Annotated in this window: 17 protein-coding genes; 7 read left to right on the top strand and 10 right to left on the bottom strand. The window is 69.3% G+C overall.

Annotated features, from left to right (window positions below; all coding sequences use genetic code 11):
* Positions 1-58: 58 nt before the first annotated feature.
* Positions 59-457 carry a DUF930 domain-containing protein gene (locus LGR54_RS19345; protein WP_230363605.1) on the bottom strand — a complete coding sequence of 133 codons (399 nt, stop codon included), beginning with the start codon at positions 455-457 and terminating at the stop codon, positions 59-61.
* 421 nt (positions 458-878) lie between these two features.
* On the opposite strand from LGR54_RS19345, the gene LGR54_RS19340 reads away from it, so the two are divergent.
* Genes LGR54_RS19340 through LGR54_RS19330 form a run of 3 tightly spaced genes read left to right on the top strand, consistent with a single transcriptional unit; the run spans position 879 to position 2,411 of the window.
* Positions 879-1,613, top strand: a complete 735-nt coding sequence (locus LGR54_RS19340) for a heme ABC transporter permease (RefSeq protein WP_230363604.1) — start codon at positions 879-881, stop codon at positions 1,611-1,613.
* A 14-nt stretch (positions 1,614-1,627) separates the two neighbouring features.
* Positions 1,628-1,804, top strand: a complete 177-nt coding sequence (gene ccmD / locus LGR54_RS19335) for a heme exporter protein CcmD (protein WP_230363603.1) — start codon at positions 1,628-1,630, stop codon at positions 1,802-1,804.
* The gene (locus tag LGR54_RS19330) at positions 1,794-2,411 is read left to right on the top strand and encodes a DsbE family thiol:disulfide interchange protein (protein WP_230363602.1); all 618 of its coding nucleotides are present in this window, start codon (positions 1,794-1,796) and stop codon (positions 2,409-2,411) included. Before ccmD ends, LGR54_RS19330 begins: the two co-directional genes overlap by 11 nt.
* A gap of 21 nt (positions 2,412-2,432) precedes the next feature.
* Here the strand turns inward: LGR54_RS19330 and LGR54_RS19325 are convergent, their stop codons facing one another.
* Genes LGR54_RS19325 through LGR54_RS19305 form a run of 5 tightly spaced genes read right to left on the bottom strand, consistent with a single transcriptional unit; the run spans position 2,433 to position 5,424 of the window.
* Positions 2,433-2,825 carry an Ivy family c-type lysozyme inhibitor gene (locus tag LGR54_RS19325; protein WP_230363601.1) on the bottom strand — a complete coding sequence of 131 codons (393 nt, stop codon included), beginning with the start codon at positions 2,823-2,825 and terminating at the stop codon, positions 2,433-2,435.
* Positions 2,826-2,868: 43 nt separating this feature from the next.
* Positions 2,869-3,339: a DUF1178 family protein gene (locus LGR54_RS19320; protein ID WP_230363600.1), complete on the bottom strand. Its 471-nt coding sequence runs from the start codon at positions 3,337-3,339 to the stop codon at positions 2,869-2,871.
* Positions 3,336-4,268 carry a carbon-nitrogen hydrolase family protein gene (locus LGR54_RS19315; RefSeq protein ID WP_230363599.1) on the bottom strand — a complete coding sequence of 311 codons (933 nt, stop codon included), beginning with the start codon at positions 4,266-4,268 and terminating at the stop codon, positions 3,336-3,338. Before LGR54_RS19315 ends, LGR54_RS19320 begins: the two co-directional genes overlap by 4 nt.
* Positions 4,269-4,298: 30 nt before the next feature.
* Complete coding sequence (grxC, locus tag LGR54_RS19310) at positions 4,299-4,556, bottom strand: glutaredoxin 3 (RefSeq protein WP_230363598.1); 258 nt, start codon at positions 4,554-4,556, stop codon at positions 4,299-4,301.
* A 49-nt stretch (positions 4,557-4,605) separates the two neighbouring features.
* The gene (locus tag LGR54_RS19305) at positions 4,606-5,424 is read right to left on the bottom strand and encodes a ComF family protein (protein WP_230363597.1); all 819 of its coding nucleotides are present in this window, start codon (positions 5,422-5,424) and stop codon (positions 4,606-4,608) included.
* Between the two features lie 257 nt (positions 5,425-5,681).
* Between LGR54_RS19305 and LGR54_RS19300 the strand changes: the two genes are divergently transcribed.
* Positions 5,682-6,581, top strand: a complete 900-nt coding sequence (locus tag LGR54_RS19300) for a methyltransferase domain-containing protein (protein ID WP_230363596.1) — start codon at positions 5,682-5,684, stop codon at positions 6,579-6,581.
* On the opposite strand, the gene mutT is transcribed toward LGR54_RS19300, so the two are convergent.
* From mutT to LGR54_RS19285, 3 genes are all read right to left on the bottom strand, one after another.
* Positions 6,578-6,991, bottom strand: a complete 414-nt coding sequence (gene mutT / locus LGR54_RS19295; protein WP_230363595.1) for an 8-oxo-dGTP diphosphatase MutT — start codon at positions 6,989-6,991, stop codon at positions 6,578-6,580. The two genes, LGR54_RS19300 and mutT, sit on opposite strands and share 4 nt — an antisense overlap.
* A 10-nt stretch (positions 6,992-7,001) precedes the next feature.
* On the bottom strand, positions 7,002-8,249 hold the full coding sequence (gene argJ / locus LGR54_RS19290) for a bifunctional glutamate N-acetyltransferase/amino-acid acetyltransferase ArgJ (RefSeq protein WP_230363594.1): 1,248 nt from the start codon (positions 8,247-8,249) through the stop codon (positions 7,002-7,004).
* 118 nt (positions 8,250-8,367) lie between these two features.
* On the bottom strand, positions 8,368-8,589 hold the full coding sequence (locus LGR54_RS19285; protein ID WP_230363593.1) for a hypothetical protein: 222 nt from the start codon (positions 8,587-8,589) through the stop codon (positions 8,368-8,370).
* A gap of 126 nt (positions 8,590-8,715) precedes the next feature.
* Between LGR54_RS19285 and LGR54_RS19280 the strand changes: the two genes are divergently transcribed.
* The gene (locus LGR54_RS19280) at positions 8,716-9,378 is read left to right on the top strand and encodes a TetR/AcrR family transcriptional regulator (RefSeq protein WP_230363592.1); all 663 of its coding nucleotides are present in this window, start codon (positions 8,716-8,718) and stop codon (positions 9,376-9,378) included.
* Positions 9,379-9,488: 110 nt separating this feature from the next.
* Here LGR54_RS19280 and LGR54_RS19275 read toward each other — a convergent pair whose 3' ends face one another.
* On the bottom strand, positions 9,489-10,508 hold the full coding sequence (locus tag LGR54_RS19275; protein WP_230363591.1) for a peptidylprolyl isomerase: 1,020 nt from the start codon (positions 10,506-10,508) through the stop codon (positions 9,489-9,491).
* A gap of 390 nt (positions 10,509-10,898) precedes the next feature.
* Between LGR54_RS19275 and secA the strand changes: the two genes are divergently transcribed.
* Positions 10,899-13,682, top strand: a complete 2,784-nt coding sequence (gene secA / locus LGR54_RS19270; RefSeq protein WP_230363590.1) for a preprotein translocase subunit SecA — start codon at positions 10,899-10,901, stop codon at positions 13,680-13,682.
* Positions 13,679-14,059 carry a nuclear transport factor 2 family protein gene (locus LGR54_RS19265; protein ID WP_230363589.1) on the top strand — a complete coding sequence of 127 codons (381 nt, stop codon included), beginning with the start codon at positions 13,679-13,681 and terminating at the stop codon, positions 14,057-14,059. The genes secA and LGR54_RS19265 overlap by 4 nt, the downstream gene beginning before the upstream one ends.
* Positions 14,060-14,174: the final 115 nt, after the last annotated feature.

Genomic DNA, 14,174 nt, shown 5'->3' with positions numbered 1-14,174 from the left:
CGCGGGATCGCGCGCCTGGGGCACCGACTGCCGGCGCCATCAGATCTCCGGCGCCGGCCTACGGCGCCACCAGATAATGCGCGTCCCACTCAGAACGGGGGATCGCCTCGCCGAGCTTGTAGGAGAAGGACTTGATGTCCATCCCGTCATTGGCAGTCTCGCAGCTATAGGACAGGTGGTACCACGTGCTGCCGCTGCGCACCGCCGCGCCCGAGGCGATCAGATGCTGGTCGTGCAGCTTGGTATTGGCGTAGGCGTAGGCCACCATCTCGTCGGGATGCATGCCCTTGTGCTCGCGGCCGATCTCGCCCATGCCGCGCGAATTGCAGCGCTGCTCCACCCGCGCGGCAGGATCCAGCATCAGCATCTGCTCGTCGGTGGTCTTGGCCTGGGCGCCCGCCGGCGGCAGGGCGGCGGAGGCGGCGAGCGCAAGCATGATAAGGGCGACGCGTTTCACGGGGGTCGAATCTCCAGCCTCGAATCGAGGCGCCGTTCAAGCGGGCGGATGTGGCCCGGACATGGCGCGGGACGGGGGTCTCACGACGACGTTACAAGCGGCGACGGGAATGACCGTCGCTCCCCTGATGCCACCATGGACACGGGAGCTCAAGTGGAAGCTGCCAGAGCGTTTCCCCAGTCACCACATGACGTTACGCGATCTTCTGGCCTTCCGCCGCACGGTTTCGCCCGGTTGCCGGGCCCGGCCTGACGGGACGCCGGGCCTCATATTCCGTTCCGTCGCCGCCCGCGGCGGCACCCTCCCCTGGGCACTGTCCCACCTCGATCCGGCCGCCCCTGCGTTCACATCCGCGTTCCGCCGCGTTCCGCCGCACCCTCGCCGTGTTGCCGGGCCGCCCGGGGCAGATTAGAACCGCGCCATGGCGCTGATGGATCTTGCGAACCCCACCCGTTTCCTCGCCCTTTCCGGGCGGGTGCTGCCGTGGCTTGCCGGCGCCGCCGTCGTCACCCTGGCCATCGGCCTCGTGCTCGCCTTCCGGGCACCCGCCGACTACCAGCAGGGTGAGACGGTGCGCATCATGTACATCCATGTGCCCTTCGCCTGGCTCGCCATGCTCGGCTATTCGCTGCTCGCCCTCTCCTCGCTCGGCATCCTGGTCTGGCGCCACCCGCTGGCCGATGTCGCCCACAAGGCGCTCGCCCCTATCGGCGCTTTGTTCGCCTTTCTCTGTCTCGTCACCGGCTCGCTCTGGGGCCGGCCGATGTGGGGCACCTATTGGGTATGGGACGCGCGGCTCACCTCCATGCTGGTACTGCTGCTGCTCTATCTCGGCCTGCTGGCGCTGCGCTCGGCGATCGACGACCCGAACCAGGCCGGCCGCGCCGCCGCCGTGCTGACGCTGGTCGGCTTCATCAACGTGCCGATCGTCAAATTCTCGGTCGACTGGTGGAACACGCTGCACCAGCCGGCCTCGGTGTTCCGCATGGGCGGGCCGAGCATCCATCCGAGCCTGTTGTGGCCGCTCTTCGCCACCGCGCTCGGCTTCACCCTGCTGATGCTGGCGTTGCATCTCGCCGCCATGCGTACCGAGATCCTGCGCCGCCGGCTCCGCGTGCTCGAGGCGCGCACCGCCGCCGACGCCGTGCACGCATAGGGCGAGACCAACCGATGGCCGATACCCACGCCTTCTTCATCGCCGCCGCCTATGGGGCCAGCGCCGTCTCCATCGCGCTGCTGGGCTTGTGGATCCTGTTCGATGGCCGCGCGGTGCGCCGCCAGCTCGCGGCGATGGAAGCGCGCGGCATCCGTCGCCGCTCCAGCCCGGGGACCGGCGATGGCCGATAGCCCGGGCACCGACGCCCGCTCGCCGCTGCGCCGCCGCCTGCTGCTGTTCGTGCCGCTGGTGCTGTTCCTGGCGCTGGCGGCACTGTTCTACGGCCGGCTGTTCTCCGGTGATCCTTCGCGCCTGCCCTCGGCGCTGATCGGCCGCCCTGCCCCGACTCTCGACCTGCCGCCGCTCGAAGGCCTCGCCCGCGACGGCGTCGCGGTGCCCGGCCTGCCCGCCGGCGCGGTCGGCAGGGGGGAGGTGACGGTGCTGAACGTCTTCGCCTCCTGGTGCGTGCCCTGCCGCGACGAGCATCCCCATCTCGTGGAGCTGTCGCGGATGCCCGGCTTCCGCCTCGTCGGCCTCAACTACAAGGACGACGCCGGCAACGCCCGCCGCTTCCTCGGCACCTTCGGCAATCCCTATGCGGCGGTGGGGGTCGATGCGAACGGGCGCGCCGCCATCGAATGGGGCGTCTACGGCGTGCCGGAGACCTTCGTCATCGGCCGCGACGGGCGCATCGCCTACAAATATATCGGCCCCATCGACGCCGAGGGTCTGCGCAACCGTCTGCTGCCGGAAATCGCAAAGGCGATCGCCGCGCCGGCCACGCCTGCCGGCGGCTGAACCCGCCTCCGCTCTCCGCAGCTAGTGGAGCGCTGTCAGCAGCGCCCTATGTTCCGCGATCGGCGGCGTGCCGAGTATCTGCGTGCCGGCAGGGGTGTGGAAGGCGGCATAGGCCCGGCGCCCGTCGGCCTCGAAGAGCGCGCTGATCTTGCCCTGCGCGCAGCTGGCCGGCTTGCACAGCACGTAGATGCTGACGTGGACGCCGTTCAGCGGCACCGGCGCCATCGGCACCCAGACGCCGCGGGCGCCCTTCAACCAGCGGTCGTTCTTCAGCACCGGCGCGATCAGCCGGTTCCAGGTGCTGCGATAGGGTTCGTGGGCGATCAGCTCATAGAGATGCGGCCGGGCGGGCGCCGCCGTCTGTGCCTGCACCGGAGCGACGGCGGATGCCGCCACGAGGACCCACGTCGCCAAGCAGGCCGTCTTCATGAAGATGCCCATCGCGGCCCCGACGCTCTCAGTTCCGCTCGTCCGGCAGGCTCGGCAGCGGCATCACCTCGATCTCGTCCTCGATCAGCGAGCGCACTTCCTCGGAGCTGGCCTCGCCATAGATCGAGCGCTGCTCGACCTCGCCCTCATGCATCTGCCGGGCGAGCGTGGCGAATTCCTCGCCGACATAGTCGGAATTCTTCACCACCTGCTCGCGCACGGCGCGCAGCATGGCACGCAGCGCCTGCTCCTTCTCGGACAGGATGGCGACCTTCTCCGGCACCATGGGCTCGGGTGACGGGGCGGGCGGCGCCTCCTCGTCGCGCTTGCGCGTGCCGGCCCCCAGCGACGGCGCCATCAACGCCTTCTCCACCTTGCTCGAGCCGCAGCTCGGGCAGGTCACCAGCCCGCGCGCCTTCTGCGCGTCATAGGCGGCCGAATCGCGGAACCAACTGTCGAAAGGGTGCTCCTTCTCGCAGCTGAGCGAATAGAGAATCATGCCGCGTCTCCCGCCGGCGCCGGACCGGATGCCGCTAGATGCAGCCGGCCGCTGCCAGGCTCGGACAAAAGCTCGAAGCGCCGCCCGTTCTCCAGCGAGGGAATCCGCCGGCGCGCCGCGCCCACCTCGGACGGGTCGATCATCGCCGCGATGAAGCCCGGCTCGGTGCCCGCCTCGGCGAGAATCCGGCCCCATGGGTCGATGATCAGCGAATGGCCGAAGGTCTCGCGGCCATTCTCGTGCAAGCCGCCCTGCGCCGCCGCCAGCACGAAGGAGCCGGTCTCGATGGCGCGGGCGCGGAGCAGGACGTGCCAATGCGCCTCGCCGGTCGTCTTGGTGAAGGCGGCTGGCACGGTGAGCAGGCCCACGCCTGATTCCGCCAGCGCGCGGAACAGTGCCGGGAAGCGCAGGTCGTAGCAGATGGTCAGGCCGACGCGGATCTCCGGCAGCTCGGCATGCACGGCGATCTCGCCGGGCCGATAGGCTTCGGATTCGCGGTAGACGTCGCCATTGGGCAGGTCGACGTCGAACATATGGATCTTGTCGTAGCGGGCGACGATCGCGCCATCCGGCCCGATCAGGAACGAACGGTTGGCCGCGCGGTGCGAGCCCGCCTTGATCGCCAGCGAGCCGATATGCAGGTGGATGCCGAGCTCCTTGGCGAGCGCGCGGAAGGCGGCAAGCGCCGGGTCGGTCTCCTCCTCGTGCAGATTGGCGAACAGCGCCTGCCGGTTCTCTTCCATGGTGCCGGTCATCTCCGGCGTCTGCACATAGCCCGCCCCGTCGGCCGCCGCCGCGCGGATCAGCGCGGACGCCGCCTCGACATTGGCCGCGACGCTCTTGGCGGTGCGCATCTGCACCAGCGCCGCCTTGAAGGGCGCGCCGAGATGCAGCGGTCGGGAGGTGGCGTCGGCAGCGGAAGCGGTCATGGTCGGAACTCGGTTGGAGGCGAGCTGAGGTCAGGAGGCAAGCAGCGGATCGAGTTCGCCGGCCTCGTCGAGGGCGTAGAGGTCGTCGCAGCCGCCGACATGCTTCCCGTCGATGAAGATCTGCGGCACGCTGGTGCGGCCGCCGGCGCGACCGGACATGGTGGAGCGCATCACCGGATCGCCCGCGACGTTGATCTCGGAGAAGGAGGCGCCCTTGCGCTTCAACAGATCCTTGGCGGCGTGGCAATAAGGGCAGGTATAGGTGGTGTAGATCTCGATCTGCGCCATGGCATTCCTCCCGCAGGCCCGCCCGCTCGCCGCGCGCAGGCCCATCGATCTATGATATGGGCGTCGTCGTTCCGTCAACAACCCGCGCGAACACCAGCACGTCCACCCGTTCCGCCCCGGCGCGCAGCAAAGCCTTGGCGCAGGCGTCGATGGTCGCCCCGGTGGTCAGCACGTCGTCGACCAATACGATGCGTCGCCCCGTCACCTCGCCGCGCGCCGCCTCGGGCACCTCGAAGGCGCCGGCGACGTTGCCGGCCCGCGCCGCTCGGTCGAGGCCGACTTGGGGCGTCGTCGCCCTGGTGCGCGCCAGCCAGCCCGGTCGCATCGGCACCCCGCTGCGCCGCTCGACGCCGAGCGCCAGCAGCGCCGACTGGTTGAAGCGGCGCTTGAACAACCGGCGCGGATGCAGCGGCACCGGCACCAGTGCGTCGGCGCCGCCGGTCAGTTCCGCTCCCGCCCGCGCCATCAGACCGGCCAGCGGATCGGCGAGATCGGTACGGTCGGCATATTTGAGGCCGTGCACCAGGTCGCGCGCCACCTCGCCGAAGCACACCGCCGCCCGCGCCCGTCCATAGGCGGGCGGATGGTCCAGCGCCGCCGCCGACAGCCGGCTCTCGCCCTCGCGCAGCGGCACGCCGAGCCGTTCGCACAGTGGCGCAGAAATGAAATCGAGCCGCCTCCAGCAGCCGGCGCATAGCCCGCCCGGCTCGCTCACGGCGCGCGCGCAGGCCATGCAGGTGGGCGGCAGCGCATAGTCGAGCCCGGCCCGGCCGACGGTGCCGAGCGCGCGCAGCGTCCCGCGCCCCGCCCGCGCCAGAGCGCCGGTGAGCCTGTGGACATGCAAGCGTGCGGGCGCGACCTGCTCCATCCCCCCATCCTAGATGAGTTCGGACGCCGGACGAAGGATGACTGTGAGGAATCCGTTCTTCAACCTGTTGGCGTTGCGGAATTTTCTCCCCACCATTCGCCGGCGGCATCCCCGCGCCCCAGCCGGACGGCGACCACCGTCATCGGAGAACAATATCGCCGAGGCACCGGCCGGCCGTTGGGCCGCCACCGCGGCTCCCGGCCGCGTGCTTTGACCCCGTGCCCGCATCGGCCTATGGCAAGGTCGAGGAGCCTGCCATGCCTGCCCCCGACTCATCCGGCCCCCATCAGATCTTCGATGCCCGCACCCTCGCCGCCCGGCGACGGCGGGCGCTGGCGCTCGGCGCGGAAACCTTCCTGCTCGACCGCGTCGTCGAGGACCTCGCCGACCGACTCGGCGCGGTGAACCGTCAATTCGCGGTCGCCGCCGATCTCGGCACCCCGACCGCCGCCCTCGCCCGGGCACTGTCGGCCGCGCCGATGATCGGCCGGCTCTTCGCCTTCGGCCCGCCGGAGCGCGCCGATAACGACGCCGCCGCCGACATCGAGATGCCGCCTTTCGGCGCCGCCTCGCTCGATCTCGTGGTCTCCGCCCTGGCGCTGCAGACGGTGAACGACCTGCCGGGCGTACTCGCCCAGATCCGCCGCGCGCTGCGGCCGGACGGGCTGCTGCTCGCCTGCCTGTTCGGCGCCGGCACGCTCGCCGAGCTGCGCGAGGCCTTCGCCATCGCCGAGAGCGACACCACCGGCGGCATCTCGCCGCGCGTCGCCCCCTTCGCCGATCTGCGCGACCTCGGCGGCCTCGTCCAGCGCGCCGGCCTCGCCCTGCCGGTCACCGATGTCGACCGGGTAGTGGTGCGCTACGACCACCCGCTGGCGCTGATGAACGATCTGCGCCGCATGGGCGCCGCCAACCCGCTCAGCGACCGCCGGCGGGCGCCGCTGCGCCGCGCGACGCTGGCCCGGCTGTTCGAGGTCTATACCGAGCGCTTCGCCGACCCGGACGGGCGGCTGCGGGCGACTTTCGAGATTGCCTGGATTTCCGGCTGGGCGCCGCATGAGAGCCAGCAGCAGCCGCTGCGCCCCGGCTCCGCCAAGACCCGCCTCGCCGACGTGCTCAAAGCCGCCGAGCACAAATTGCCGGGCTCGGACGCCTAGTCCCGCCCCGGCCCGAGCAAATCGAGCAGCACCGGGACCAGCGGCTCGTCGGCCGGCGGCATCGGGTAGTCGCGCAGCCGGCCCGCCCGCACCCAAGCGAGCTTCTGGCCCTCGCGACCGTGCACCTGGCCTTCCCAGCGCCGGCAGATCCACAAGGGCATCAGCAGCTGGAAGCTTTCATAGGTATGGCTGGCGAAGGTAAGCGGCGCCAGGCATGGCTCCTTCACCACGATGCCGAGTTCCTCGTGGAGCTCGCGGATCAGGCAGTCCTCCGGCCGCTCGCCGGGCTCGACCTTGCCGCCGGGAAACTCCCACAGGCCGGCAAGCTGCTTGCCCTCCGGCCGCTGGGCGAGCAGCACGCGCCCGTCGGCATCGACGAGCGCGCAGGCGGCGACGAGAACGAGCTTCATGGCGCCGACCTCAGGAACGGTAGTCGCCGTTGATGGCGACATATTCCTTGGTGAGATCGCAGGTCATCACCCGGTCGGACGAGTTGCCGAGGCCGATATCGACCTGAATGTCGATGACATCGTTCTTCATGTAGGCCGAGACCTGCGCTTCATCATACGACGGGTCGCGCGCTCCCTCATGGGCGACGCGGATGCCGCCGAACGAGATCGACAGCCGGTCGCGCTCGGCCGGCTCGCCGGCCTTGCCGACCGCCATGACGATGCGGCCCCAATTGGCGTCCTCGCCGGCCACCGCCGTCTTCACCAGCGGCGAATTGGCGATCGACATGGCGATGCGCCGCGCCGAGCGCTTGGAGGTAGCGCCGGTCACCTCGATCTTCACCAGCTTGCGCGCGCCCTCGCCGTCGCGGGCCACCTGCTCGGCGAGGTCGGCCAGCACGGCGGTCAGCACCTTGCGGAACGAGGCCAGCCGCCGGTCGGAACCCTCGGCGATGCGCGGGGCACCGCGCTTTTCCGCCGCGCCGGTGGCGAACAGCATCAGCGTGTCGGAGGTCGAGGTGTCGCCGTCGATGGTCACCGCGTTGAAGCTGTCAGTCACCCCGCGCGACAGCAGCGCCTGCAGCGCTCGCGCATCGATCGGCGCATCGGTGAACACGAAGGACAGCATGGTCGCCATGTCCGGCGCGATCATGCCGGCGCCCTTGGCGATGCCCGCGATGGTCACGCTCACGCCGTCGATCTTGGCGGTAGCGGTGGCCAGCTTGGGGAAGGTGTCGGTGGTCATGATCGCCCGCGCCGGGTCGATCCACGGCAGCGGCGCGAGACGGGTCGCCGTCTCGTCGAGCACGCCCTCATATTTCGTCGCGTCGAGCGGCTCGCCGATCACGCCGGTGGAGGCGAGGAAGATCTCGCTCTCCGCGCAGCCCAGCGCCTTGGCGGCGATCTTCGCGGTCAGCGCAGTGGACTCGCGGCCCTTCGCGCCGGTGAAGGCGTTGGCATTGCCGGAGTTCACCACCAGCCCGCGCGCGAGGCCGCCGGGCAGGTTGGCTCGGCACCATTCCACCGGCGCCGAGGGGCATTTCGACTTGGTGAACACCCCCGCCACCGTGGTACCGGCATCGAGCGCCAGCAGCAGCACGTCGGTACGGCCCTTGTAGCGGATGCCCGCCACGGCGGTGGCGAAGCGCACGCCCTCGACGGGGCCGACATCCGGCGTGGTCTTGGGCGCGAGCGGTGAGACGGGAGCAGCGTGGGCCATGGGGACATCTCGGGCGGGAAGGAAGACCGAACCGATGTGCCCGATGCGCACGACATCCGCAAGACGTTCGAAAGGCCACGTCCTGACGAGCCGGTGGCTCGTGGTGCCGCCGCGCCGTTCAGGGATGCAGCCAGACGCGCAGCACGCCGCGAATGGTGGGAGCCAGCACCCAGACCATGGCGGCGGAAATGATCGGCTCCACCAGCATGGTGCGCAGCCAGATCGGCCACTCCGGCGTGAACGCGATCACGGCATAGATCAGGATGGTCATCAGCGGATAGGTGGCGAGTGTCACCGCGAGGGTGAAACGCGAGCGGGAGAAGTTCGGGGCGGTGGACATGACAGCACTATGACAAAACGGAACGTTTCGTTTATTAAAACGATCCGTATCGTTTTGTCAATGAGCCCATCCGGCCCTACACTCCACGCACCTCGCAATACCAACCTGCAGCCAGAGCTCTCCTCCATGAAAGATGTACCCATTCCCGAAGAGAGCCCCCGCAAGAGCGCCCCGGCCGCCACGGTCGCAAGCCCGGGACCGCCGGACGCCCCCTCGCGCGTTTCCGCCGGCCCGCGCCGCAGCAAGGCCGCCTCCGAGGCCATTCTCGACGCTGCCGAGGCCCTGCTCGCCGAGCGCGGCTATGCCGGCTTCTCCATTGAGGGAGTGGCCAAGCGCGCCGGCGCCGGCAAGCCGACCATCTATCGCTGGTGGAGCAGCAAGGCGGCACTGCTGCTCGACGTCTATGCCCGCCAGAAGCTCGAACTCGCCGAGGACGCCACCGGCACCCTCGAGGGCGACCTGAGCGCGATGATCCGCACCATCTCGCGATTCTGGCGGGAGACCCCGGCCGGCGGCGCCTTCCGCTCCATCATTGCGGAAGCACAGTCCGATCCGGCAGCGCTCGTCGCGCTGCGCGATTTCCTCGCCGAGCGGCGGCACCATGTCGCGGTGGTGTTCGACCGCGCCCACCTGCGCGGCGAGCTCGACCCGGCCGTCGACCTCGACACCACCGTCGATATCGTCGGCGGCTATGTCTGGGCGCGGCTGCTGACCGACCGCGTGGAGGACGATGTCGAGGCGATCACCGTCGCCGTGCACCAGATCGTCCATGGCATGCGTCGTCGCTGAGCGAGCCCCGACAGCGCCGCAGGAATGAAAGAGGCCGCCCGGCGCAAACCGGACGGCCTCTTCCTGCATCTCAGATGGTTGCGGAGCCGGCACCGCCAGCCCCGCGCACCTCACTGCGCCGGCTTGGGCGCATCCGCGGGGGCCGGCGTGCCGGCCGGCGGGGCGACGAGGTCGGCAGGCTTGGGCGCCGCGGCGGTCTTCTCCACCTTGGCGGCGTCGCGGGTCTTCTGCACCGTCTCGGCCTGCGCCTTCTGCACCAGATACTGCTCGATCTGCGGCCTCACCTCGTCGAAGGTCGGCAGCGGCTTCTCGCGCTTCTCCTCCACCTTGATGACGTGCCAGCCGAACTGGGTCTTCACCGGGTCGGAAACGTCGCCGGGCTTCATGGAGAAGGCCTTCTCGGCGAATTCCGGCACCATCTGGTCCTTGGTGAAGAAGCCGAGATCGCCACCATCCTTCTTACCCGAGGGATCCTCGGTCAGCTCGCCGGCGAGCTTGGCGAAATCCTCGCCCTTCTTCAGCCGCGCCTCGACGTCCTTGGCCTTCTTCTCAGCCGCCTCGGAGGCCGCCTTGTCGTTCGGATCAGCGCGGAACAGGATGTGGCGCGCATGCACTTCCTCTTCCGGCTTCTGCTGCTTCAGCGCCTCTTCATAGGTCTGCTTCAGCGCCGCATCGGTCAAAGCGGCCTTCGCCGCCTGCTCCAGCGCCGCCTGCATCAGCACCCGCTTCTTGATGAAGTCGAGCTGGCGCTTGAAGTCCGCGGTCTCGTCGAGCTTCTGCGCCTCGGCGGCCTGCGCCATGGCGGTGAGGTCGATGAGGAAACCGAGCACATATTCGTCGCGCGCCGGGCCCTGGATCTGCGGCGGCAGGTTGGGGCCGAGCTCGACGGCCGCGGCATTGACGTCGGCGCGGGTGATCGGCGTGCCGTTGACGGTGGCGAGCACGGTGTCGTCAGGCTGCGCGGGCGTCGCCGGGGCCGCTTGAGCCGGGGCCGCGGGCGCGGTCTGCGCCTGCGCGGGGGCGCCCGGCAGCAGGAGCGCGGCGCCGAGGATCAGGGCGAGCGCACCGGCGCCCATCAGGGCGCGCGCGCGGATCGGCGCCTTGGCGGCGTGCGGACGGGTGGGGGTCATGGAAAGCGTTCCTCGCAGGTTTGCGGTTGTCCGCGATACGGGCGGGCGAAAGCTGGCCCGGAACGGGGTCGGTTGCAAGCGCCCCCCTTCCCCGAACCGGCATGAAAAAGGGCCTCGCGCCTGCGATTGACAACCCCCAAACCCGTTCATAAGTGTGGCACGCACCGCGAAGCCTTCCGGCCGCTCGCGTCTTTGTGACGCTGACGACCGTTTGCGATGTGTGCCGGCCTCTCTCGAAAGACCCATTTCGGCCGCAAAAGGGGTTTCGGTGAACCGGCACAGTGAATTTGCTCGCGCTCCCGGCCGGCGGGAGCCTGCATTACACGGGGCCGGCGGCCCGTCACCGCCGCGCTTCGTTCTCCGACTTGGCGGGAACGGATTGGAAGCCTCATGTTCGGCGCTCTCGCGCGAAAGCTCTTCGGATCGGCCAATGACCGCCGCGTGCGCGGCTACCAGCCGAAAGTCGCCGCCATCAACGCGCTCGAACCGGAGCTGCTGAAGCTGACCGACGAGGAACTGCGCGCCCGCACCGCGCAGTTCCGGGAGCAATTGGCCAACGGCGCCAGCCTCGACGATCTGCTCGTCCCGGCTTTCGCCACCGCGCGCGAGGCGGCCCGGCGCGCCCTCGGCCAGCGACATTTCGACGTACAGCTGATCGGCGGCATGGTGCTGCACGAGCGCGGCATCGCCGAGATGCGCACCGGCGAGGGCAAGACGCTGGTCGCCACCGCCCCGGTCTATCTCAACGCGCTGGCCGGCAAGGGCGTCCACGTCGTCACCGTCAACGACTACCTCGCCCGCCGCGACGCCGAATGGATGAGCCGCGTCTACGGCTTCCTCGGGCTGACCACCGGCATCATCGTCCACGGCATGGACGACAATGAGCGCCGCGAGGCCTATGCCTGCGACGTCACCTACGCCACCAACAACGAGCTCGGCTTCGACTATCTGCGCGACAATATGAAGTACGACCTCGCGCAGATGGTCCAGCGTCCGCACTTCTACGCCGTGGTCGACGAGGTCGATTCGATCCTGGTCGACGAGGCGCGTACGCCGCTGATCATCTCCGGCCCGCTCGACGACCGTTCGGACTTCTACAACACCATCGACACCTATATCCCCAAGCTGTCGAAGGAGGACTACACGGTCGACGAGAAGCAGCGCTCGGTGGCCATGACCGAAGAGGGCATGGAGAAGATCGAGACCCTCTTGCGCGACGCCGGCCTGCTCAAGGGCGACAATCTCTACGACGTCGAGAACGTCTCCGTCGTGCACCACGTCAACCAGGCCCTGCGCGCCCACACGCTGTTCCAGCGCGACAAGGACTACATCGTCCGCAATGACGAGGTGGTCATCATCGACGAGTTCACCGGTCGCATGATGCCGGGCCGCCGCTATTCGGAAGGCCTCCACCAGGCGCTGGAAGCCAAGGAGCGCGTGCAGGTCCAGCCGGAAAACCAGACGCTGGCCTCGATCACCTTCCAGAACTATTTCCGCATGTACGAGAAGCTGGCCGGCATGACCGGCACGGCGAACACCGAGGCGGCGGAATTCCAGGACATCTACAATCTCGAGGTCGTCGAGATCCCGACCAACCTGCCGGTCAAGCGCGTCGACGACGATGACGAGGTCTACCGGACCGCAAACGAGAAATACAACGCCATCATCGAGCTGATCGCCGACTGCAAGACGCGCGGCCAGCCGGTGCTGGTCGGCACCACCTCGATCGAGAAGTCCGAGCTTTTGGCCGAACTGCTCAAGCAGCGCGGCTTCAAGCAGAAGGACTTCAGCGACCCGGACGCCTTCCGCCCGCTCTATGACGGCGACCAGGGCAAGGCCGACGACAAGGTGTTCGCGGTGCTGAATGCCCGCCACCACCAGCAGGAATCCTACATCGTCGCCCAGGCCGGCGTGCCCGGCGCCATCACCATCGCCACCAACATGGCCGGCCGCGGCACCGACATCCAGCTCGGCGGCAATGCGGAGATGCGCATCTCCCACGAGCTCGCCGACCTGCCGGAAGGCGAGCAGCGCGTCAGCGCCGAGCAGTCGATCCGCGACGAAATCGCGCGGCTGAAGAAGAAGGCGCTGGAAGCCGGCGGCCTCTACGTCATCGGCACCGAGCGCCACGAGAGCCGCCGCATCGACAACCAGCTGCGCGGCCGCTCCGGCCGCCAGGGCGACCCCGGCCACTCGCATTTCTTCCTGTCGCTGGAAGACGACCTGATGCGCATCTTCGGGTCGGACCGGCTCGACGGCATGCTGCAGAAGCTCGGCCTCAAGGAGGGCGAGGCCATCGTCCATCCCTGGATCAACCGCGCGCTGGAGAAGGCGCAGCAGAAGGTCGAGGCGCGCAACTACGACATCCGCAAGAACCTCCTGAAATACGACGACGTGATGAACGACCAGCGCAAGGTGGTGTTCGAGCAGCGCGTCGAGCTGATGCAGGACGAGGACGTCGCCGAGACGGTGGTCGAGATGCGCCACGGCGTCATCGAGGACATCGTCACCAAGCACGTGCCGCCCACCGCCTATCCCGAGCAGTGGGACACCGCCGGGCTGCAGGAGCAGCTGCGCAACGTGCTCGGCCTCGATTTGCCGGTGGTCGACTGGGGCCATGAGGAAGGCATCGCCGACGAGGAGCTGCGCCACCGCATCCAGCAGCGCGCCGACGAGGCGATGGCGGCGAAGGCGGCCAAATACGGCCCCGAGATCATGCGCTATGTCGAGAAGTCGATCCTGCTGCAGACGCTCGACCATCTCTGGCGCGAGCATCTCGTCACCCTCGACCATCTGCGCCAGGTGATCGGCCTGCGCGGCTATGCCCAGCGCGACCCGCTCAACGAGTACAAGTCCGAGGCCTTCCAGCTGTTCGAGGCCATGCTGTCCAGCCTGCGCGAGGCGGTCACCGCCCAGCTGATGCGGGTGGAGATCATGACCACGCCGCCGCCGGAGGAGCCGCCGATGATGAGTGCGCACCACATCGACGCCGCCACCGGCGAGGACGAGTTCGCCCAGCTGGCCGGCGAGAGCTTCGACGCGGCGACGCTCGCCCCGGCCGAGCCGGCGCGCGACCCCAGCGATCCGGCGAGCTGGGGCCGGGTTGGCCGCAACGAGGCCTGCCCCTGCGGCTCCGGCCTGAAGTACAAGCACTGCCACGGCCGCTTCGCATGAGCGAGGCGGCGGCCGTCGAGGAGATCGCGGCAGCGGAGGAGCGCCTCCGCCGCGCGGCGCTCGCCGGTGACGTCGCCGCCCTCGACGCCCTGCTGGCCGACGATCTGGTGTTCGTGAATTTCGTTGGCCATGTGCTGAACAAGCAGGACGACCTCGACCTGCACCGCTCCGGCGCGCTCAAGCTGAGCCGGACCGACTTCTCCGAGCTCGGCATCCGCCTCCTCGACGCCCATACGGCCCACACGGTGCTGCGCGTCGACGCCGAGGGCATCGCCGGCGGCGCGCCCTTCACGGCGGCACTGCGCTTCAGCCGCGTGTGGCGACGCGGCGCGGCGGGCTGGCAGGTGATGGCGATCCACAGCTGCGCCATCGCCTGAGGGCTGGCTCCGTCCGATCGTCCGGGCGCCGCGTCCTCCCCCGGAGAACGGGGGACTTGGCCCTGTCTAGGACCGCCCAAGCTGAACCGCGCCGAGTTTTCTGGCCGTCCCCTCA

The organism is Ancylobacter sp. Lp-2 (genome assembly GCF_020523795.1).
In the GTDB taxonomy this organism is placed as follows: Bacteria; Pseudomonadota; Alphaproteobacteria; order Rhizobiales; family Xanthobacteraceae; genus Ancylobacter.
Note: the sequence above shows the minus strand (reverse complement) of the source record. Positions and strands in the feature narration are given on the sequence as shown.

Excerpts from the sequence above, each read along its gene's own strand:
- LGR54_RS19315 (WP_230363599.1), bottom strand. The coding sequence starts at position 4,268 with ATGACCGCTTCCGCTGCCGACGCCACCTCCCGACCGCTGCATCTCGGC.
- LGR54_RS19330 (WP_230363602.1), top strand. The coding sequence starts at position 1,794 with ATGGCCGATAGCCCGGGCACCGACGCCCGCTCGCCGCTGCGCCGCCGC.
- ccmD (WP_230363603.1), top strand. The coding sequence starts at position 1,628 with ATGGCCGATACCCACGCCTTCTTCATCGCCGCCGCCTATGGGGCCAGC.
- secA (WP_230363590.1), top strand. The coding sequence starts at position 10,899 with ATGTTCGGCGCTCTCGCGCGAAAGCTCTTCGGATCGGCCAATGACCGC.
- LGR54_RS19300 (WP_230363596.1), top strand. The coding sequence starts at position 5,682 with ATGCCTGCCCCCGACTCATCCGGCCCCCATCAGATCTTCGATGCCCGC.
- LGR54_RS19320 (WP_230363600.1), bottom strand. The coding sequence starts at position 3,339 with ATGATTCTCTATTCGCTCAGCTGCGAGAAGGAGCACCCTTTCGACAGT.
- mutT (WP_230363595.1), bottom strand. The coding sequence starts at position 6,991 with ATGAAGCTCGTTCTCGTCGCCGCCTGCGCGCTCGTCGATGCCGACGGG.
- argJ (WP_230363594.1), bottom strand. The coding sequence starts at position 8,249 with ATGGCCCACGCTGCTCCCGTCTCACCGCTCGCGCCCAAGACCACGCCG.
- grxC (WP_230363598.1), bottom strand. The coding sequence starts at position 4,556 with ATGGCGCAGATCGAGATCTACACCACCTATACCTGCCCTTATTGCCAC.
- LGR54_RS19265 (WP_230363589.1), top strand. The coding sequence starts at position 13,679 with ATGAGCGAGGCGGCGGCCGTCGAGGAGATCGCGGCAGCGGAGGAGCGC.
- LGR54_RS19340 (WP_230363604.1), top strand. The coding sequence starts at position 879 with ATGGCGCTGATGGATCTTGCGAACCCCACCCGTTTCCTCGCCCTTTCC.
- LGR54_RS19275 (WP_230363591.1), bottom strand. The coding sequence starts at position 10,508 with ATGACCCCCACCCGTCCGCACGCCGCCAAGGCGCCGATCCGCGCGCGC.
- LGR54_RS19280 (WP_230363592.1), top strand. The coding sequence starts at position 8,716 with ATGAAAGATGTACCCATTCCCGAAGAGAGCCCCCGCAAGAGCGCCCCG.
- LGR54_RS19305 (WP_230363597.1), bottom strand. The coding sequence starts at position 5,424 with ATGGAGCAGGTCGCGCCCGCACGCTTGCATGTCCACAGGCTCACCGGC.
- LGR54_RS19285 (WP_230363593.1), bottom strand. The coding sequence starts at position 8,589 with ATGTCCACCGCCCCGAACTTCTCCCGCTCGCGTTTCACCCTCGCGGTG.